A 19,389-nucleotide genomic window follows, 5' to 3' on the forward strand; every position below is an offset into this window, starting at 1 on the left:
GGAATAGCTTTAGCTTTGTAGGTTTATATATTTTGTCGTGCCTTGGCTGCCTGCATCAATAAATCCTCCGAAATTACGTAAAATATGTTAAAAGCATCTTTGGCTTTATAGCCCACCAAGTAAAAATTATTTTTCAGTATTTTTCATTTCTCTATTGACTTTTAACACAACTGCTATTGTATTTTCTTACTTTTGCATCTCTATGCTCCATACACCTATAATAAATTGGTACAGATCTGCCTATCTCATCTGGTAATTTGATGCTCTTTTCTTTAAATAAAGTTTTTAGTAACTCTAAATTGTTTGATTTGATTGCTAAATGTAAAACAGGTGTATAATTTGCTCCTTTTTTCAGCAATAACTTTACTACATGTAAATGCCCTTTTTCCGCAGCAAGATAGATCGGTGATAGACTCTTATTATTTGAAATATCAATATCAATTTCTTCTTTTAAGATAGACTCTACAAGCTCAATTTCTCCTCTTTGTGCAGCTAAATGGAGTAGACTATTCTTTTCAGAACCGTATTTATTACTTATCAAAGCCTTCTTTATCTCAGGTTTAGCGTAATCAAATGGTGTCTTGCCACTATCGTCTTTTACCAGAGGATCTATATCTTCTCGCGTTAGTAAAACCTCTATTGTTTTAAGTCTTTCAGCGTAATGTAGTGGCGTTTTATTTTCGTAGTCTTGCAAATTTACTTGAGCATTAGGCTCCTTTATTAAGCATTTGAGAATATCGAGACACAAATCTCTTTCATCGTAATTAGTATTACTTACAGCTATATGAATAGGTGATAATTTCATTGAATTTTGTCCTACACGTGCGCTATTTACATCTGCTCCTAGCTCCAGTAATAACTTTACTATCTCTAATTTTTTGTTGTTAACTGCATAGTGCATCGGTGTCTGATTTCGTGCATCAAAAACCTCGATTTCAGCATTTCCTTCTCTGACTAAAATCTTTACAACTTCTACATGTCCAATACCAGCTGCCAAATGTAATGGTGTATGAAATATTGCATTACGCGAATTAACATCGATGCCTCTATTTATTAGGTACCTTACAGCATTTACCTCACCCACCATTGCAGCTAAATGAAGTAAGCTATCTTGTTCTGACCCGTATTTATTATTAATTAGCGCTTTTAATATTTCTGCTTTTTTTCCTTCTTTAGCGTAATCAAGAGATGTTTTGCCGTCATTATCTTCTACAAAAGGATTAATGTTCTTCTTCGTAAGTAGCAGATCCACCATGCTTAATTCGTCAAATTCTATAGCGCAATGTAGTGGTGTCTTGCCATTTAATCCTCTAACATTAACATCTAATCCAGGTTGATTAATGAGGCACTTTATTAATTCTAAACTTAAGTGAGCAGACATTTTATATTTAAAATTTAGTGTTAGATAATTCTTCAAGCGAGTTTGTAATTTCTTCAGTTAGCGCCATATGAATCTTTTCAGTGTCACTCAGTGATGCAAGCAGCGCTGAAACTCTATTTGGAATATTAAGCAGATTATTACGTACAACTCTTGCTACATTAAATGCTTCGTTTTTCACTTCCTCTACTGCTACAAGCTCTCCTATTTCAGCCTTAGCTTTCGCCTCAAGCAGTTTACCTCGTTCCATTTCATTTTTTATTCGCGTTTTTAGCAACATTGTGGAAAGTTTTTCTCCGTTTTCTGAATAGTTTTTTCTTCTCAATGGTTGACTTGGATCTCTTATTGCTGCCACCGCTTCATTTGCCTGTTCTCTATTGATCAAACCATTCTCCAACTCAACTATTCCTTTTTTTACTAAATAACAGACATATTGCTTTGAAAATCCTTGTTCTCTTGCCCATTCTGTTTGTGTTATTAATTTCACTTTTTTTGCTCCTTTTTTTCTTCTTGAATCTCTTGAAAAGTTTTACCAGCACCAGAAAGAATTGCCTCCCTGCCTGTATACACTTGCCAACGTTTTATCGTTACATCTACAAACTTTGAATCTAGCTCTATTGTTCTACAAATTCTTCCTGTTCTCTCACATGCAATCAGTGTGCTGCCAGAACCGCTAAATGGATCAAGTACTATGTCTCCAGATCTGCTGCTGTTTACTATCGCTCTCTCCATTAGCTCTACTGGCTTCATCGTTGGATGTAGTGTATTATGTGTTGGCTTATCATAAAACCAGAGGTCACTTTGATTTCTACCTCCATACCACTCACGTTTATTGCCACTTTTCCATCCATAAAGCATTGCTTCGTATTGTCTTTGATAATCTGATCTTCCTAGCGTAAAGTGATTCTTTGCCCAAATGATAAATGTTGACCAACGACCACCTGCTTCCTCAAATGCTTTTTGCAACGTCGAAAACTCTGATGATGATGTGCAGATGTAAATTGCACCTTTCGTATATGCTAAAATATTGGAACAGATGTAGTAGAGAAAAAGTTCGTACTTTTCACCTTGATTATCGTTTAATATCTTTTTGTCTTCTCTCTCTTGACTGTTACCATATGCTACGTTATACGGAGGATCACACACAGTAATATCTGCCATTTTATCATCTAACAGCGCTTTATATGATTCAACTACAGAGCTATCACCACAATAGATTCTATGATTTCCTAAAATCCAAAGATCACCTGGTTTTGTTACTTTTTTATCATCAATAGCTAAGTCAGAAAGATCTTCTTTTTCACCGTCAAAATCATCGAGAAACCGTTGAACTTTTTCTAATTCAAATCCTGTCATTTTTAAGTCAAACTGCAAATCTTCTAGCTCTTGAATTTCCACTCTCAAAAGATCATCATCCCACTTTGCCCAGTTAGCTGATTGATTAGCAAGTAGTCGAAAAGCTTTAGTTTGTGGTTCATTTAAATTATCACTTAAGACCACTGGTATACTTTCCATACCAAGTTTTCTTGCTGCTTTAAGTCTTAAATGACCATCAACCACAGTACCATCACTTTTTGCAACTATTGGTATACGAAAGCCGAATTCCCTGATTGAAGCACACATTCTATTTACTACATCGTCATTTTTACGTGGATTACGCTCATATTCGATGAGATTTTGAGTAGGATAATAGTGGATTGCTAAATTCATATCTTGATAGTTAAAAAGTTAATATTTAAAATATGTCTGACGCTAAAGAAGGCCTGGGGTCGAACCCACCAAACCCGCCAGTATGGCCGAAAGGACCCACTTTTTATGGTATTTTTAATACATTAAAATCTTTACTGAAATTCATAACGTAGAACATTAACGCCAAAGCATCCCCCTCATTACCATCTCTAGGTAAAAAACCTTTTTCCTTTACAGCTTCAATAACTTCACTCTTACTTGCATTGCCTTTGCCTGTGATAAAGCGTTTTATAGTCTTAACAGGAACGCTCTGATAGGGAATATGATTCTCTTCACACCAAGCAGACAAATGTGCCAAGAAACCTCCGTAGCAATGAGCAGCATCAGTTCCTAAGTGTCTTCTAACTTCCTCAAAATAAACTGTTTCAATACTTGGAAATTTTTCCTTCATTTCATTTAGCCAGCTACGAAAATTTAAGAAGTGCATTCCACCACCACTAAACCGACTAGTATGAAAACTCTCACTTCCACTTTGAATTACTCCGTTGTGAAGAATAGACCATCCTGTTTGTTTGCCTAGATCTAGTGTTAGGGTTGACATTTGCTATTATTAAAATTACAAGTAGCACTTACTCCAAAATATCGTCTGGTTTCTGCAAAATACACTAGAAATTCATAGGTTTTTGTAGGCCAACAACGAGAATTATGTGCTACTGCAGAAAGTTGTTTTCTTGTTATATATATTCACCAAAATTACGAAAACTGTTCACTTTTTTTTGCAAAGGATAAAAACCTTGTTAAACTTGTCTGCAGGTTTGTTTTATAACAGTAGAATTACTAAGGATAGCTTTTATTTGAGTTTAAAGGCTATTATAGACGTTCTTTGGTGAGCAGTGATAGTTTTTTCCCTAAAGTCACATCTAGCTTTAAAACACAGTTTTTGCCTTATTAAAAAAATATAAATTCTCAATTACGTAAAAGCCTAGATTTCTTTTGCTTTCTGTTTTCCAACTTTTCTGTTTGAAGCACATCTACACTCAATGCCCCTATACTAATATATACCGGATTTCTTACTACTTTTTCCGGGATTTTTTGAAAAAAAGTTAAAATAATTTTAAGACAGCTAAGGAATTAAAGAGCTTTGAAGACCAGCTATATCTTTTACAGCAGCTTCTTTGCTATTTGAGTTGAGAGGAGATTACACGAGCTTTTGATTTACAACCCCTATCTAGATAACGCTATAATAGCCCTCTAAAACGTTTTTAAGAATGGTGCTACAATGGAGACAATTGAAATGGGCTATGTAAAACTTTATTTTTTAATTTCAAGGGGGGTGTCCCCATCCTTCAGAAAGCCCTATATCTCTGCTTTTTATCTTTTTTAGATAGTCAGATGGGTTCTTACTACCTGTCAGAAAAGCTATTACTTCTGTTATTACGTACCACCATTCTCCATCGTGTAATACTCTAGTAAAATTGCTATTATCAAAAGCAGTAGTTTCAATATCTCCCTCTTTTAAAGTTAAAGTATCAGTCATAGGCAACCTCTATAAGTTAAGAATAAACATAAAAACTAAAAGACACTATTTTTAAGTCAGAAAAACCATTACTTACAATTTAATAATTTTCCAAAATCAATTATGTGTGAAAAGTAACCACTATCTATAACATCATCACTTACATCATTAACGTGGATAAGGACTGGACGACATGAAAAGCCTTTTGGACGATTTAGTGTATCTATTTTCTTTTGTACCTCTTGTATTATTGAATGACCAATTTTATCTTTTGAAAATTTGATTTCGCAAATGTAGAGAGTGTTAAACTTCGTTTGAATCATATAATCAATTTGACAACCTGCACTATTACGCGTTCTCTTCTGAAAAAATGGATTCTCGCTTATTATTCCATCAATTCCTAAGATATTATGTATACTCTTTCTATTGTTCAGCACCAAATTTTCAAATTGAAGCCCAATAATTGTATACCACTCTGGTAAGAACCCTATAGAATAGGTGTCACGATTAATTTTCCCTAGATCTTTTTCAATATATTTTAAATAAAACCTTAAATAATTATCTTGAAGTCTGTATCTCCTGAGTCGTGAATCAGTACCAGTTTTTATACTCCAAGTATGATCTTTTGCAATAAAACCAGCAAGCTCAAGCTCATGTAGATACTCAGAAATGCGTCCATGTCTTACGATATTTAAAGTAGCACAAATTTCTTCTTGTTCTTTAGCTCCAGTAGAAAGAGCTCTGACTATTTGCTTATAAAAAGCCGTTTTTCGCATGAATAAATCTGAGAATATTTGATTAAATTCTTCAACTAAAAACCCACCTTTTGTAAAACAAAGCCTTTTAATATTTTCTTCAGCGCTATGTTTAAAATTTACCTCCTCTAAATACTTTGGAATTCCGCCAGTTACTGCAAGCACCTTGAACTTTTCATATGCTGAAATATTTTTTGGCCAAAATTCGTTGCAATCAGAAAGTGATAATTCTCCGAGTGTTAAAGTTAACGATATTCTTCCTACGAAGCCAGTACTACTAAGTATATTTTTCTCGATCCATGATGAAGCTGATCCACAAACAACGAAAATTAGCTTGTTATTATTTTTTAGCTGCGTATCCCAAAAATTTTTTATTTTGCCTAAAAAGGTTGGATCTTTTGAGCCCATCCAAGAAATTTCATCAAACAGCAATAATGTTTTTCCTGATAGTAGACGTTCACCAACTGCCCATAGTAAATCGCTCCAGTCATCATACCTAGCAAAAGATGTATTAAATTGTCTAGCAACTTGTCTAGAAAATTCATTAAGTTGGTAGGACATTGTAGTATGCTTTTCTGGTGGCAAACCTATAAAGGAGTAATATTGTTCAAAATACTTACCAAACTCTTGAATTAAACGACTTTTTCCTATACGACGCCTTCCTTTGACTACTACAAAAGATGCAGTATTTTTTTCTGTAAGCTCCAGTAATTGCTTTAACTCAGTTTTCCTACCAATAAATAATGGAGACATAAAATACGAAATATAAATCTTTGTCTCCGTTATACTAGATAAAACTGGAGACGTAAATAAATAAATTTAGATCTTTGTCTCCATCTTGAACTATTGAGAGGGTTTTGTAGCTTATGTTTATGGCAGCAACTTTTTTCCTTTAGCTTCATCTACAAATTATTTATAGAGATTACCTAAAGACTCAACTTAAGAATTTTAGATAAAAGTCGTTATATCTCAATAAGACCTCCAAAACCAGCTCTTGTTTCACCTAAATTACAAAAACTTTTCACTTTTTTGAAAAAAATGTTTTACAACGAATAAAAAGCGTGATAGGGTACAATAAGGGTTTTTTTATAACAAGTAAAACTTTAAAGCAAGAAATAATTTAGAAATGCCTCATAATCGAGTTTTAAGCTACCCTACGTGAGTAACTTAGGTCTTGGTGGTATAATTGTACCCTGAGGTTGTAGAATCGCTTTAAAATCCAATTACGGTTCATTTGTTTTATCAGATAATTTTGAAAGAGAGCTTTATACGTATCCATAGCTTATTATTGTAGACTGGTTAGTAACCGAACAGAGTAGTATGTTTTAAAGTCATACTACTATATTATTATTATATAATAATAGGAAATTTTGGAAACTGGAGACTGGTCAAAACTCCTCAATACTCCTAAGCTTTTTGCCACCTAAACCAGATTACAGCTCAGAAATCTGTCAACCATTAAACCATTGAAAATCTAGCATTTTTTTACTACCAGAAAGTACCAGATCTCATAAACTGCACCAGATTCTGCCAAGACTGAAGAGTTCTGGAGTCTGAGAGCCTGTCTTCAAACTCAAGAATAGGCTAATTTGTGAAGCATAATAGTGATCATATTAAAGAAAATATTGTTTTTTGAGGTAAGAGGAGAATGCTCGTAATCTTTGCTCATGCGTCTAAAATTCAGGCAAAAGTTCTTTCAACAATCCAACGCTTAGGAATAACTTGAAATCCTGTATCAACTACTTTCTTGGTAATCGTTAACAAACATCCAGTTTCCAATAAACAGCGGTTTTGTAATTTACCCATATATCCTTGATCAGCAAAAAACTTACGTAGATTTGCACTTAGCTTGAGCAAAAAGATTTAGAGCACCATCACGATCTTGAATGCTTGCTCTGTGTACTTCAGCAGTAATTACAAGACCTGCAGTGTCTACAATAATATGGCGTTTCCTGCCCTTTATTTTTTTGCCAGCATCATACCCTCTGAATCCCCTTTTTGAGTAGTTTTTACTGATTGACTGTCAATTATTCCTACCGATGGAGTTTCTTTCTTACCAATTATTTTTCTTACTTTTTTAACTAGAAAATCGTGAATTTCTTGCCATATTCCACTTTTTTTCAAGCGCGAATCACAACTATACAAGGCTTTCCATGGTGGAAAATCTTTAGGTAGTTGTCTCCATTGACATCCTGTTCTCATCACATAGCGGATTGCGTTAATAATTGTTCTAATATTATGTTTTCTTGCTCTAACGGTCTTTTTAGGTTCAAAATATGGCTCTATTATCTTCCATTCTTTGTCACTTATATCGCTTGGATACATTTTAAATATATCTTATAACACACTTCTTATCTCCTTTCTACTTAGTTTGAAGACAGGCTCTGAGATAATCAATATACTTCGTAAGTAACCTTATTACTGTAAATGATATAGAAGAGATCTAATTATAGTAAAGCCAAATGTTTGAATCTTCAACTGGCATAATACTGCCATATTCTGGCGATTTATAATCGGTTGGTAAAATCTTCTCATATACTGTAATATCCTTATTTAGTTGGTTTGTAACTTTCTTTTCCATATCTTCAACACAAAGTATCCCATACTTACTTCTTTCAGCATTTTTATCATTCCTGTTAAACTTAATGTAACCTTTTGCAGCAAGAACATCAATGCGTTCACGAATGGAGTTTTTACTACCAAGACCTGCTTTATTTTCAAATACCTCACAGAATGTATTGATTGTATATACTTTCCCTCTATTTCTCGCCTCGTCGTAAATTAATTGCAGTATAATATCATATCTACGAGAACGCTCTGCATCTAATTTTTGTCCATAATCTTTATGTATCAGTCTCTGTGACTCATAATCAAGTATTTGCCAGCAGTTATCGATTTTATCAACACATTTTGATGGAATAGCATGACCATTACGTAATTCAAACATCAGTTGACGACTACTTTGCCGTTCATCTGGCTTAAACATTATCATTCCTGTAGTATAAAAGCTTCTTAACGAACCAGCACCACTGAAACTCTGAAAAGGATCTTCTTCTAATGATTTCTTTTGCATCTTCTTCGTGTGATGTACTAAAATGACTCCTGCATTCGGATTAACTAACGCTCTCAATTTTTCAACTCTTTCTTGCAGGAAAAATAGCATAGCATTGTTATCATTTTCACTACTGTTCTCGCCAGCATCAAAAACGTTACGTAGTGGATCAATAGCTATAACATCAACGATATTTGAACCAAATGATTTCTTTATTTCACCAAGAACTTCATCTATACTATCATCATTTAAGAGTAGCTTTGTTTGAGGTGTAATGACTAAGTTATCCAAAGCAATCTCAAGCAGTTCTTCATTGATTTTTAGTTGCTGTAGACGTTCACGCATATAGTGATAGCCAATTTCAGTTTGAAGATAAAAGATCCTCAAAGGCCTTTTAGGTACCATATCAAGAAATTGAACTCCTGCTGCCATGTAAATTAGCCAAGAAATTAAAAAGTCACTTTTTCCTACTTTAGGTGCTCCAGCAAACACTAAAAGTCCACTTGGAGTTAAAATTCGAGGAGCAACTATATCTTCTGGCATCGGTGATTTATCGTTAAAGTATTGCCTTGCAGAAAATGAAATCAAACTTTTTGTACTTAGAGTATTAGTAGTAAGTGCAGTTGAAGCTAAAAATTCTTTAACATTTATTCCTTCCTCTACACAATCAGCAGCATCCCAGCCTTTTGTTTTATTTTGTGGAATATTAAGAACAACAAGTGATTCAACTCCGATTTCTAAAAGCTTTTTTTCAGCATTTTTAGCATATTTCTTACCTGCTTCATCATTATCTGGCCATATAATAATGTGTTTACCTTTTAGCGGAGTCCAATCAGTTTTCTCAATAGGTGCATTTGCTCCAGACATCGCTGTTGTTGCAGTTATTCCTTTCTCTATCAGCACTTCTGCACATTTTTCCCCTTCCACCAGAACAATTTTATCAGACTTTAAGATTCCTGGAATGTTGTAGATTGGCCTTATTCCTGGTGAACCATATCTGCCTCGCTTAACATCAAAAGGCTTGTATACTTTTTTCTTTCCGGGAGGATCAGAACGGTAAACTTTTACAATCACCTGACCATTTTCATCATAATAATTCCAACTTTGGGTAATGAATTTCTCAAAGTCTTCATCAACATATTGTTTCTCTCTGTATTTTTTATTATTTCCGAGCCATTCACTTATTGAAGCTATTACCTCAGGAAACTCTGTCCTTGCATTCTTTCTATGTACAGCTGCCCAAAGGTCGATAATGTCACCACCTTCTCCAGTTGCAAAATCATTCCATAACCCGGCTCTACTGCCACTTAGTTCTACTCTTAAACTTTTTCCTTTATTACCCCATATATCACCTACTTGAAACTCATTTTTGTGAAAAGTTCCGTTAGGTAGCAAGTACAAAAGACAAGATCTTAAGTTTAATAGAAGTTGTGCTTTAAGTTCTTGAACATTGTATGAATCACTCATGAAATTATCTGTAAGTTGAAAGTCTTGTTCTATATATTCACCGGATTTACAAAAACTGTTCAGTTCGTAGGTGCATTGTCTGATCAAAGTTTTGAGTGTCTGAGGTTTGAAAAAAGATTCCAGGTTTTCAGAGGGTAAAAAACTCACGATTGTCTGAGGTATTTTTTTCATGTCCTACAATATTTACTAAGAAAGTTTCATCCTTAAGTCTTTCATTTAAGGACACATCTTATGAAATCTCGAAACTCTTATTCAGGTATTGATCCTAAAGTTGTTAATTTAATAAAATTTTACGCAAAATATTATAAATCGCTTACTGATCAAGATATTGAAGACATAGAACAAGACCTCTTCTGTGAGTTTCTTTCATGCATAGATCAGTATGATAAAACTAAGGGCAGTCTTTCAACTTTTGCTAAGCAAGTTGTTAAAAATCGTATTAATAATCTAGTCCGTAAACACTCACGTACTACTCCTAAACTTGAAAATAATGTGCAACAGGAAAGTTACTGTTTTGAAGATGAAGCGATACTACGTATTGATGTTGAGCAAATTATTTCAAAATTACCAAAGAAGTGGCAAGTTTTATGTGAACAATTAAAACACCACAGCATTGCTGAAGTTGCAGATATGAACAATATATCACGGACTACTTTGTATAACATACTCAAGAAAATGCGATCTAAATTTGCACCTGTTTGCAGAAAAAAGCATAAGAAAAATTGAACAGTTTTTTGAAATTTGGTGAATTTATATATAGTGGCAAATTAAGGTAAAAGCATGAAAATAATAAACAGCAAAGAAAGAGCAAAACTGATCACAGGTGTGAAGGTAGTAATCTTTGGACCTTATGGGATCGGCAAAACCAGTCTGCTCAAAACCCTCGATGAATCAACAACACTTTGCCTTGATTTTGAAGCAGGACTTCTAGCTGTTCAGGATTGGAAAGGAGATTCAACTGAGATTCGCACTTGGAATGAAGCCAGAGATATTGCTTGTCTTATTGGTGGGCCTAATCCTGCGCTAAAATCTGATCAAGCATACAGCCAAAGACACTATGAGCATGTATCTAGTAAGTACAAAGATTTTTCCTCTGAGTTTTCTAAGTACCGATGCATTTTTGTAGATAGCATAACCGTTGCTTCACGTTTATGTCTATTATGGGCAAGGATGCAACCTGAAGCTTTTTCAGATAGATCAGGAAGAGAAGATAAAAGAGCTGCCTATGGGTTACTTGCTCAAGAAATGATGGCTTGGCTCAATCAGTTTCAACACATCAGAGACAAAGACATCATCATAGTTGGTACATTAGGTCAATATCTTGATGACTGCAATCGTCCAACTTGGCTACCTCAATGTGAAGGGGCTAAAACTGCCAGTGAAATTCCTGGGATAGTTGATGAAGTAATCAGTATGGTTGGAATCAAGAAAGATGATGGAACGGAGAAACGTTCATTTGTCTGTCAGACTATTAATACTTGGGGATATCCAGCTAAAGATCGCAGTGGCTGCCTGAATATGGTTGAAGAACCGCATTTAGGTAAATTACTTGCGAAAATTAAAGCCAAAACCTTGGCTTCTGTTGCCTAAATTTAATTTTAAAAGGAGTAATATGGAACAAAGCTTTTTCAATATCGGTCAAAAAGTCCCTTTTTATAGCGTAAAGGAATATTTAAGTGATCAATCGCCAATACCAGAGGATATAATCTCACCAAGGATTCTAACTAAAAGAGGTTTGTTAGTACTGGGTGGTCCACCTAAAATTGGCAAGAGTGACTTTTTGATCTCTTGGCTCGTCCACATGGCTGCTGGTAGATCATTTCTCGGTATGACACCAAATAAACCTTTGAAAATTTTCTACATGCAAACTGAAATTGAATATGAATATATGAAAGAACGGTTGCAACAACTTCAACTGAATAAAGAGCTTTTGGACATAGCTGCCAATAACTTAATTATCACGCCAAGAGTGCAATTATCATTTAGCAGTGAAGAAATAGATGAAATCAAAAATGTTGTCAAAGAGCGTTTTAAACCTGATATTATTGCGATTGATCCTCTTCGTAACATTTTTAACTCAAGTGAATATGGCAATGAAAACGACAATAGCGCTATGTTATTCTTCTTGCAAAAAACACTTGAGAGATTGAGAAATATTATTAATCCAGATTCAGGCATAATACTCACCCACCATACAAAAAAACTATCCAAAAAAATGTTAGAAGAAGATCCATTTCAGGGTTTGAGCGGAGCTGGATCTTTAAGAGGTTTCTACAGTACTGGGATGGTAATGTTTGCTCATGATGAGGAAAGCACTACCCGTCAAATAGTATTTGAACTGCGTAATGGTGAACGTGTGGCAAGTAAGCTTGTCGATAAGATAAATGGCCGTTGGAAGGCTGTAGACCAATGGAGTAACTGATTTTTACTTAATTTATAGGAGACAATATGCTAGCAGATTTTTTAACTGATTTTAATAACGCAAAACTGCAAAGCAGTTTAATACCGAAAGGTACAATAGTCAAGGTAAAAATGGCAATAAAGCCTGGAGGTTATGAGAATTGGTTCACGAAAAGCTACACTACTGGTAGCATCTATTTAAACGCTGAATTTACTGTCACTGAAGGTCCATATGCAAAACGCAAGATTTTTCAAGTAATTGGCATTAAAAGTGGCAAAGCAGGCGTTGAAGGAGAAGATGTTTGGGCAGAATCTGGACGTTCTATGCTTAGAAGTATTTTGGAGTCAGCACGAAATATTCATGCACATGACACTTCAGAAAAAGCAGTTATTGCTAGAAAAGTCAACTCTATAGCTGATTTTAATGGGTTAGAGTTTACTGCAAAAGTTGGTATTGAAGCTGATAATAGGTATGGAAACAGGAATAGAATTGATACGATCATTACTCCTGATGAACCTCAGAGGGATGACTGGATACCTTTCTAAGCGAATAAAGAACCATATTTTTATCATAAATTATTGAAGGGCACCTTTTATGAATAGATCTCTAGAAGAAATAAAAGCGTTAGTAATTGATAGAATTGAAGAATACCTACTCTATTTACTACCTGGCGGTGAGTTTTACATTGGAGATTCACGTGGAGATAAAATAATAGTTGAGACAACAGGAGAAAGAGCAGGAGATTGTAGCCAAAATTAAAGGAGACGTAGTTGAATTTTTTACTTTCATTGCAGGTAAGCGCTGAACCGGTATATTTTAGAGAAGTATCCTTCTGCGTTTTCTGTCCAACATTAGCTTAGCTAGCACTTAAGTTAATGGTAGATGGATTAAGCCGATAGCCTGACCAGTTACATGCTTGTATCACATCATCGCGTTTTATATTTAGTCCCAAGGTGCTAGCTAGCTTTTCTGCTATTGTTTTTTGCATTCTATTAAGAGGTCTGCGCACTTGCTGTTCTGGGTCTTCAATACCTAAACTATCTGCTATTTGAATGATACTAAGAAATTTATATTCTTTAACTGCTTCCAAGTCACGCAAAAATTGTTTAAGTAATACTCTAAAGATGCGGATGCTTGAAGTTGCTTGTTTGCCTATAATTTCAACGTCATTAACATAAATAATATTACCTTCAACTTTTAATCGCAGTATCTTTTTTTCTGGAAGAGTTGTTTCTTGCAGTGGAACATAAGGGAATGCTTGAAAGGAAACGTTAGGTAATAGCTCTGGTACTCCTTTTTCAACTGCTTCGCTTAGTATTTGATTTAGAGTTTGATATTCACAAATTAAATCAGCCATGGAAACAGTGTATAGGCTTAACAATATTTTTAAGTCTTCCTTTCCAAAAGTTATAAGAACAGCAACATTAGCTCTTAACCTATCTACAGTTAAATATGACTTATCAGTACATAAAGTTGGTATAATAACGCTTACTATTTTACTTTTAAAGCTTATATGATATATCCCATTTGCCGCCTTTTCCCATATGAGTCCTATTAATAGTTTTTCAAACCAACTTATAATTTTTTCTGTATTAAGTTTAATTGAAAGCACAAGATAACGCTGTTTTTTGTAAGTATCAGGAAAAATATCACGACCACAATCCTCGCAAGCTAGATCATCACAATCTTCATCAAAATCATGAGAAATGATAACCTCATTTTTGCAATAAGGATTTTGTATATTTGGAAAATCAAGATCTAAATCATTAGCACAAATAACAAAATAATACTTCTCAAGTTTAACAAAATCAAGCTGACTGAGATGCTCTGCAGCCTTTATATAGTTCTCGTTAGGATTTACCCAGGACCTATTTACTAACATAGTATCAATATCTTGAGAGTGTTTTCGACAAAACGGTAATTCCATAGCTATCTCTAATTAAAGACTTAAAATCATCTCGTTCTTTTCTATTGAGAACATATTCTGAGTAATCAATTTCTATATAATTTGCGTATTGCGTGTCTGTCTGAAAGGATAAAGTAACTTTTTTACTTTTGAACAATACTTTGATATGCTGAACAAGCGAAACATCATGCAGTACACTACCAACCGAAGGCTCTATTTTCTGTAACCACTCTTCAATATTATCTGTGTTTAACGTAAGATTAGTTTTAGATTTAGATGGACCAAATTTCAATTCAAATAGGTGAATATCAGGTACATGTTGTTTTACACAGTCATTCAAAAAAGTCCTCACTTGTGCTGTTGTATTTTGGTGGCGCATGTTAGTAAATGAACATTCTCGCTGAAAATAACAGCTTACTATTCTATTTGCTATTTTTAATCCTTGATCAAAACTTTGAATAGATAAGTTTACTTGGTTAGCGTTTAAAGCAAAGTCAATAATAATTCTACTAGGTTTATAACCGTGTATTACCTTATTTGAACTCATTACCAAATCTTCATCTTTACTAGCACGTCGTATAAATAAGTAAATACTATTTTGGTAGTAAAAGAGTTCTTGAAACTGACTTTCAAAACTATCATTTTCAGATAGATCATGCTGTTTTAATATTTCCTGTATCGTACTTTTTGATAAAAAATCCTTAAATGAAGTGGACTTTTGTCTTGGAGGATTTTTTAATACGAAAGGTAAAAAACCTTTTTTCTGCACTTGATTAAAGCAGAAAATTTGTTTCAGTAAGTTATGATTAATTATAAAGAGAGTAAACAACAAGGACTTTTTGTCATATTTGTTATTTTGCAACAGAAATGATTTCAGAAGATCTTGGCTTAATACAGACTGTGCTACTTCAGCTATAGTTGTTTCTGATTTTGCACGACTAAAACGATTGACTAAGTAATAATCAAACAGAGATTCAGAAATTTTAGTAAGCATTTTTCGCTTTTGCTGAGTTGAAATATCATCGCATTTTTCGTGGTCTTTAAATAATTGCCTATTTTGTTTATTCTGAAAATAGTGGTTAAAAATCACACTTAATTGTCTACCAGAAAGAGAATTAAGCCAACTTTCACGTAAACTTGGATTTTGAAAGTCCTTAAGCAAAAAGGATATTGGCATTTCTAAACTGCTTTCCCAAAACTCCTCACTAGCTATCATATATCTAAAAGTAAATATATTATGTCTAAAATAGATTAAAGATTAGTCAACAAAAATTTATTATGAAAAAAAAGAAGAATTTTCCTAAAAAAAACTGAACAGTTTTTGTAATTTTGGTGAATATATATACAGGAGTCAAATTTTCAAATGTCAATACTCACACAATCAGGAAGAGCAGCAATAGCCGCAAGCATAAAAGAGCAATCTCTACATCTTGCCTGGGGCAGTGGTGATGCAAGCTGGGAAAGTAGTCATCAAGTCGAAAAAGTTTTTGTTGAGGATGAAATAGCTCTAGATCACCACACTATTAAAGATGTAAGGGTTTTTACAGGACAAACAACTTATCAGCCAAGTGTTGACTATACAGTTGATAGTAGTACTGGTGTTATTCAGCGCACAGAAAATAGCTCTATTGTAGAGAATAGTACAGTTACTATAGAGTACGTTCAAAGCACACCACCGGAGCCTATTACTTCTCAAAAACTACTCAATGAACTTGGCAGACGTACTGCAGACGAAGTTCTCTTCTGCAAAGGTGATGAAAACGGCGAACTTATAACTCCTTCTGGAAGGTTTAAATCTTCCGCTGTACCAACCAACAATCTCTACCTTAAATTTACTTTCGATTTCACGGACGCAGCAAATCAAGTTATACGGGAATTAGGGGTTATGGTTGGTACTAAAGTAAAAAAAGAATTACCTGAAGGACAGAGATATTTTGAACCTCAAGATATAGAAGAACATGGGATTTTGTTGGTTTTGGAACATACCGTACCACTTATCAGAACATCTGCAACTCGGGAAACTTTTTCATTTGTTGTAACTTTTTGAAACAAAATGACTTTAAACGCCTATTATAACCGCTTTAATCCTGACAAAGAATATGAGAAAAGCTTATTTCTTGCTGGAAGAGGTCTACAGTCTGCAGAACTAAACGAGACTCAGGAGTATGCTCTCTCTAAGCTTAAAGGTATAGGTGATGCAATATTTCGTGATGGTGATGTTATAACAGGAAGCAATTGTATTATAGATAGAGAAACTGGTAAAGTTACACTTGAAAGAGGAAAAATCTATCTTCGTGGAGCAGTGAGAAAAGTTGAAAAAGAAGAATTTGTTATTTCACTGAGTACCACAGTTCGCATAGGTGTTTATTATCTAGAATCTACGATTACAGAACTTGAGGATGAAAACCTTCGTGATCCTGCTGTTGGTACACGTAATTATCAAGAAGTAGGAGCTGCAAGGCTTAAAGTTTCCACCATTTGGGGTTATCAAGCAGAAGGTCTTTCTCCACGTTTTTCTGAAGGAGAATTTTATCCAATTTATAACATTGAAAATGGAGTATTGATAGAACATTCACCGCCACCACAAGCAAACATAGTAACTACAGCTCTTGCTCGTTATGATAAAGAAGCAAATGGTTCCTACGTTGTAAATGGCCTTGAAGTGATGTTCCTCCACAAAGAAGAAAAGGGAGAAGAAGGGGTAAAAAAAGGTAAAAAAGAAATATTTGTGATTAATGAGGGTAAAGCTCATGTTGATGGTTATGAGATTGAGTTACCTCATAGTATTCGTGTTTCTTTTGATGAAGATCCAGATATAAAATCAGTTGAATCAGAACCACATACTTTTCAGCCAAATAGCCAAAGAGTAATGGAACTTAAAGTTAATGATTTTCCAATAAGTGAAATTAAAAAAGTAGATATAACTGTTCAAAAAACCATTACCGTTACTCACGGTTCATACTCAGGAGCTGTTGATCCAATACCTGACTCTGCAGTACTTGAGATTATTCAAGTTAAACAAGGTAATGTTATTTATGAAAATAGTATAGACTATAAGTTAAATGCAGGAAATGTTGATTGGTCATTACCAGGTAAAGAACCAGCTCCTGGAAGTAGTTATCAAATAACTTACCGCTGCCGCACTCATGTAAGCCCTGAAGATATAAATGAAGAGGGGTGTAAAGTAAAAGGAGCAGTTGATAACAGCTTGGTTCTGATTGATTACACCTGGAAAATGCCACGCTTTGATTTAATTACTATCGATAGCAAAGGAGTAGTAAGAAGAATAAAAGGCATAGCTCACCCTTGGCGACCATCGATGCCTAAAGCACCCTCTGGACAACTTTTGCTCTGCTACATTCATCAGACATGGAAAAGCGGAGAAAAAGAAGGGGTAAAAATAGTGAATAATGCTATTCATGCTGTACCGATGAATGAGCTTGAAGCAATGAAAAAAGGAATAAATGATCTTTATGCTCTTGTTGCACAGGAACGTCTACGCAATGATGCAAATTCAAGAGAACCTACTACCAAAAAAGGAGTATTTGTTGACCCATTCTTTGATGATGATATGCGTGATCAAGGAATTTCGCAGTCTGCAGCAATAGTAAATAGAGAGCTAGTTCTGCCAATAGATGTAGAAGTTGCAGATATTGAAAAAGGTGGGGAAAGATATCTTTTGCCGTATGAACTTGAACCGGTACTGGAGCAGCTTTTACAGACCAAAGGAGAAAAGATCAATCCATATCAAGCTTTTGATCCAGTCCCGGCACAAATTACTCTAAATAAAAACATTGACCACTGGACAGAGGTTACCACTAATTGGAAAAGTCCAGTAACCAGAGTATTTAATGTTAAAGAAACAACAGAGCTGCTGTCAAGTACCTCATACGAAACTGAATTTATGCGAGAAGCAACTCAAAATTTTGAGATTGAAGGTTTTGCAACTGGTGAAAAGCTTAAGGAATTAAAGTTTGATGGAATTTTTATTCAACCTCAAGCATAGAAAATATTTGAAAGAAAAACATGATCGCAACATTTATTGCTGATAACAGAGGAAAAATAAAAGGAAGATTTACTGTACCAAGAAACATTCCTGCTGGGACTAAGTTAGTGCAGTTCTTCGGTGATAAAGGCAGTTATGGAGAAGCAACTTATACTGGTAAAAAAACAATTACCATAGAGGAAAGAAGAAGAGTGATCGCAGCAAGAAGAGTTGATCCTTTAGCGCAAACATTTACTTTAAATGAGAGCAGACACATAGGAGGTCTAGAGTTATGGTTTATAAATAGAGGCAAAAAACGTGTTGCTGTGCAGATTAGAGAAACAGCAGTGGGAATGCCCTCGCAAACTGTCATTGCTGAAAGTTATATTGAGCCAAAAGATATAAAGATAGATGGCACAGCAACACGTATAACTTGGTCACCAGTGTTTTGCCATGCAGGAGAGGAGTATGCAATAGTACTGCTTACTGATGATCCTAGTACTGCAGTAAAGATAGCAGAACTTGGCAAATATGATGCAGTAAATAGCCGTTGGGTAACAAGCCAGCCATATCAAGTAGGAGTATTACTGTCATCAAGCAATGCAAGCACCTGGACATCACATCAAAATTTAGATTTAACGTTTCGACTACTAGCTGCAAAATTTAGCGAAAATTCTCACGTTATTGATCTGGGAAAAGTTACAGCAACCAATACTTCAGATTTAATTGTTTTGACGAACGTCGAAAAAGTAGCATTTGATACCAATGTGGAATTTATCTTAACAGATGAAGAGGGAAAAGAGAACTTTTTGTCTGATAATTTGCCGCTCGCGCTGCGTGAAAGATTATCTGGAGAGCTAACAGTAAAGGCAAATTTAAAAGGGTCAAAAGAAAAAAGTCCAGTGCTATATCCTGGGTTACAGCTAGTTATGGGTAATATAGGGGAAAAAGGAGATTATGTTACAAGAAGTATTACAGCAGGAGCTAACACTAAAATCACCATAACGTATGATGCGCTAATACCTGGCACTGCAGATGTAAAAGCATATGTGCAGAAAAGCGTCGAAGAATGGCAGCTAGTAAATTTAACCTCGGGAAAACCAATAGGGGAAAATTGGGTAGAGAGAACTCATGTACTAACAAACTTTAATGGCAATGAAACAAGAGTAAAATTAGTTTTAAGTGGAACGGTTGTCTATCGTCCTAAAGTCAAAAATCTACGAATCATTATCACTTAGCA

The 19,389-nt window shown here is 34.7% G+C and carries 19 protein-coding genes; 8 read left to right on the forward strand and 11 right to left on the reverse strand.

Translation table 11 applies throughout. The features are described from left to right. Positions 1 to 151 precede the first annotated feature (151 nt). The 9 genes from ABWU38_RS06985 to ABWU38_RS07025 form a co-directional block, all read right to left on the reverse strand. Complete coding sequence (locus ABWU38_RS06985) at positions 152 to 1,381, reverse strand: ankyrin repeat domain-containing protein (protein ID WP_353272732.1); 1,230 nt, start codon at positions 1,379 to 1,381, stop codon at positions 152 to 154. 7 nt (positions 1,382 to 1,388) lie between these two features. Then, positions 1,389 to 1,865, reverse strand: coding sequence for a hypothetical protein (locus tag ABWU38_RS06990; RefSeq protein WP_264374889.1), 477 nt, complete (start codon positions 1,863 to 1,865; stop codon positions 1,389 to 1,391). Further along, positions 1,862 to 3,088: a DNA modification methylase gene (locus tag ABWU38_RS06995; protein ID WP_264374890.1), complete on the reverse strand. Its 1,227-nt coding sequence runs from the start codon at positions 3,086 to 3,088 to the stop codon at positions 1,862 to 1,864. Before ABWU38_RS06995 ends, ABWU38_RS06990 begins: the two co-directional genes overlap by 4 nt. Before the next feature lie 103 nt (positions 3,089 to 3,191). Next, positions 3,192 to 3,668 carry a Holliday junction resolvase gene (locus ABWU38_RS07000; protein WP_353272733.1) on the reverse strand — a complete coding sequence of 159 codons (477 nt, stop codon included), beginning with the start codon at positions 3,666 to 3,668 and terminating at the stop codon, positions 3,192 to 3,194. A 723-nt stretch (positions 3,669 to 4,391) separates the two neighbouring features. Next, positions 4,392 to 4,604, reverse strand: coding sequence for a hypothetical protein (locus ABWU38_RS07005; protein ID WP_264376217.1), 213 nt, complete (start codon positions 4,602 to 4,604; stop codon positions 4,392 to 4,394). A 68-nt stretch (positions 4,605 to 4,672) separates the two neighbouring features. Further along, positions 4,673 to 6,091 (reverse strand): AAA family ATPase, encoded by a 1,419-nt coding sequence (locus ABWU38_RS07010; protein ID WP_264687023.1) that lies wholly within the window; start codon positions 6,089 to 6,091, stop codon positions 4,673 to 4,675. A gap of 1,075 nt (positions 6,092 to 7,166) precedes the next feature. Further along, positions 7,167 to 7,355 (reverse strand): transposase, encoded by a 189-nt coding sequence (locus tag ABWU38_RS07015; protein ID WP_353272838.1) that lies wholly within the window; start codon positions 7,353 to 7,355, stop codon positions 7,167 to 7,169. Next, positions 7,298 to 7,663, reverse strand: coding sequence for a transposase (locus ABWU38_RS07020; RefSeq protein WP_353272734.1), 366 nt, complete (start codon positions 7,661 to 7,663; stop codon positions 7,298 to 7,300). The genes ABWU38_RS07015 and ABWU38_RS07020 overlap by 58 nt, the downstream gene beginning before the upstream one ends. 118 nt (positions 7,664 to 7,781) lie before the next feature. Further along, the gene (locus ABWU38_RS07025) at positions 7,782 to 9,857 is read right to left on the reverse strand and encodes an AAA family ATPase (protein WP_264374895.1); all 2,076 of its coding nucleotides are present in this window, start codon (positions 9,855 to 9,857) and stop codon (positions 7,782 to 7,784) included. Positions 9,858 to 10,088: 231 nt separating this feature from the next. Between ABWU38_RS07025 and ABWU38_RS07030 the strand changes: the two genes are divergently transcribed. From ABWU38_RS07030 to ABWU38_RS07050, 5 genes are read left to right on the forward strand one after another with little or no spacing between them, the layout of a single operon-like run. Beyond that, positions 10,089 to 10,583: an RNA polymerase sigma factor gene (locus tag ABWU38_RS07030; RefSeq protein WP_264374896.1), complete on the forward strand. Its 495-nt coding sequence runs from the start codon at positions 10,089 to 10,091 to the stop codon at positions 10,581 to 10,583. A gap of 54 nt (positions 10,584 to 10,637) precedes the next feature. Continuing rightward, complete coding sequence (locus tag ABWU38_RS07035; protein WP_353272735.1) at positions 10,638 to 11,447, forward strand: ATP-binding protein; 810 nt, start codon at positions 10,638 to 10,640, stop codon at positions 11,445 to 11,447. Between the two features lie 22 nt (positions 11,448 to 11,469). After that, positions 11,470 to 12,279, forward strand: a complete 810-nt coding sequence (locus tag ABWU38_RS07040; protein ID WP_353272736.1) for an AAA family ATPase — start codon at positions 11,470 to 11,472, stop codon at positions 12,277 to 12,279. A 26-nt stretch (positions 12,280 to 12,305) separates the two neighbouring features. Then, the gene (locus ABWU38_RS07045; RefSeq protein ID WP_353272737.1) at positions 12,306 to 12,803 is read left to right on the forward strand and encodes a hypothetical protein; all 498 of its coding nucleotides are present in this window, start codon (positions 12,306 to 12,308) and stop codon (positions 12,801 to 12,803) included. A gap of 49 nt (positions 12,804 to 12,852) precedes the next feature. Next, on the forward strand, positions 12,853 to 13,017 hold the full coding sequence (locus tag ABWU38_RS07050; RefSeq protein ID WP_265016887.1) for a hypothetical protein: 165 nt from the start codon (positions 12,853 to 12,855) through the stop codon (positions 13,015 to 13,017). Positions 13,018 to 13,114: 97 nt separating this feature from the next. Here ABWU38_RS07050 and ABWU38_RS07055 read toward each other — a convergent pair whose 3' ends face one another. Next, positions 13,115 to 14,185, reverse strand: coding sequence for a hypothetical protein (locus ABWU38_RS07055; RefSeq protein ID WP_265034134.1), 1,071 nt, complete (start codon positions 14,183 to 14,185; stop codon positions 13,115 to 13,117). After that, positions 14,145 to 15,380, reverse strand: coding sequence for a hypothetical protein (locus tag ABWU38_RS07060; protein ID WP_265034133.1), 1,236 nt, complete (start codon positions 15,378 to 15,380; stop codon positions 14,145 to 14,147). The genes ABWU38_RS07055 and ABWU38_RS07060 overlap by 41 nt, the downstream gene beginning before the upstream one ends. 147 nt (positions 15,381 to 15,527) lie before the next feature. Between ABWU38_RS07060 and ABWU38_RS07065 the strand changes: the two genes are divergently transcribed. Genes ABWU38_RS07065 through ABWU38_RS07075 form a run of 3 tightly spaced genes read left to right on the forward strand, consistent with a single transcriptional unit; the run spans position 15,528 to position 19,387 of the window. Then, positions 15,528 to 16,211: a hypothetical protein gene (locus ABWU38_RS07065; RefSeq protein ID WP_353272738.1), complete on the forward strand. Its 684-nt coding sequence runs from the start codon at positions 15,528 to 15,530 to the stop codon at positions 16,209 to 16,211. Positions 16,212 to 16,217: 6 nt separating this feature from the next. Then, the gene (locus tag ABWU38_RS07070; protein WP_353272739.1) at positions 16,218 to 18,170 is read left to right on the forward strand and encodes a DUF4815 domain-containing protein; all 1,953 of its coding nucleotides are present in this window, start codon (positions 16,218 to 16,220) and stop codon (positions 18,168 to 18,170) included. A gap of 20 nt (positions 18,171 to 18,190) precedes the next feature. Continuing rightward, a complete protein-coding gene (locus tag ABWU38_RS07075) occupies positions 18,191 to 19,387 on the forward strand; it encodes a hypothetical protein (RefSeq protein WP_353272740.1) in 1,197 nt (398 codons plus the stop codon). The last annotated feature ends 2 nt before the right edge of the window (positions 19,388 to 19,389 follow it).

The sequence above is a fragment of the Wolbachia endosymbiont (group A) of Urophora cardui genome (genome assembly GCF_964028435.1).
In the GTDB taxonomy this organism is placed as follows: Bacteria; Pseudomonadota; Alphaproteobacteria; order Rickettsiales; family Anaplasmataceae; genus Wolbachia.

Coding starts and splice junctions, on each gene's coding strand:
- ABWU38_RS06985 (WP_353272732.1), bottom strand. CDS start 1,381: ATGTCTGCTCACTTAAGTTTAGAATTAATAAAGTGCCTCATTAATCAA.
- ABWU38_RS06995 (WP_264374890.1), bottom strand. CDS start 3,088: ATGAATTTAGCAATCCACTATTATCCTACTCAAAATCTCATCGAATAT.
- ABWU38_RS07000 (WP_353272733.1), bottom strand. CDS start 3,668: ATGTCAACCCTAACACTAGATCTAGGCAAACAAACAGGATGGTCTATT.
- ABWU38_RS07005 (WP_264376217.1), bottom strand. CDS start 4,604: ATGACTGATACTTTAACTTTAAAAGAGGGAGATATTGAAACTACTGCT.
- ABWU38_RS07010 (WP_264687023.1), bottom strand. CDS start 6,091: ATGTCTCCATTATTTATTGGTAGGAAAACTGAGTTAAAGCAATTACTG.
- ABWU38_RS07020 (WP_353272734.1), bottom strand. CDS start 7,663: ATGTATCCAAGCGATATAAGTGACAAAGAATGGAAGATAATAGAGCCA.
- ABWU38_RS07025 (WP_264374895.1), bottom strand. CDS start 9,857: ATGAGTGATTCATACAATGTTCAAGAACTTAAAGCACAACTTCTATTA.
- ABWU38_RS07030 (WP_264374896.1), top strand. CDS start 10,089: ATGAAATCTCGAAACTCTTATTCAGGTATTGATCCTAAAGTTGTTAAT.
- ABWU38_RS07035 (WP_353272735.1), top strand. CDS start 10,638: ATGAAAATAATAAACAGCAAAGAAAGAGCAAAACTGATCACAGGTGTG.
- ABWU38_RS07040 (WP_353272736.1), top strand. CDS start 11,470: ATGGAACAAAGCTTTTTCAATATCGGTCAAAAAGTCCCTTTTTATAGC.
- ABWU38_RS07045 (WP_353272737.1), top strand. CDS start 12,306: ATGCTAGCAGATTTTTTAACTGATTTTAATAACGCAAAACTGCAAAGC.
- ABWU38_RS07050 (WP_265016887.1), top strand. CDS start 12,853: ATGAATAGATCTCTAGAAGAAATAAAAGCGTTAGTAATTGATAGAATT.
- ABWU38_RS07055 (WP_265034134.1), bottom strand. CDS start 14,185: ATGGAATTACCGTTTTGTCGAAAACACTCTCAAGATATTGATACTATG.
- ABWU38_RS07060 (WP_265034133.1), bottom strand. CDS start 15,380: ATGATAGCTAGTGAGGAGTTTTGGGAAAGCAGTTTAGAAATGCCAATA.
- ABWU38_RS07065 (WP_353272738.1), top strand. CDS start 15,528: ATGTCAATACTCACACAATCAGGAAGAGCAGCAATAGCCGCAAGCATA.
- ABWU38_RS07070 (WP_353272739.1), top strand. CDS start 16,218: ATGACTTTAAACGCCTATTATAACCGCTTTAATCCTGACAAAGAATAT.
- ABWU38_RS07075 (WP_353272740.1), top strand. CDS start 18,191: ATGATCGCAACATTTATTGCTGATAACAGAGGAAAAATAAAAGGAAGA.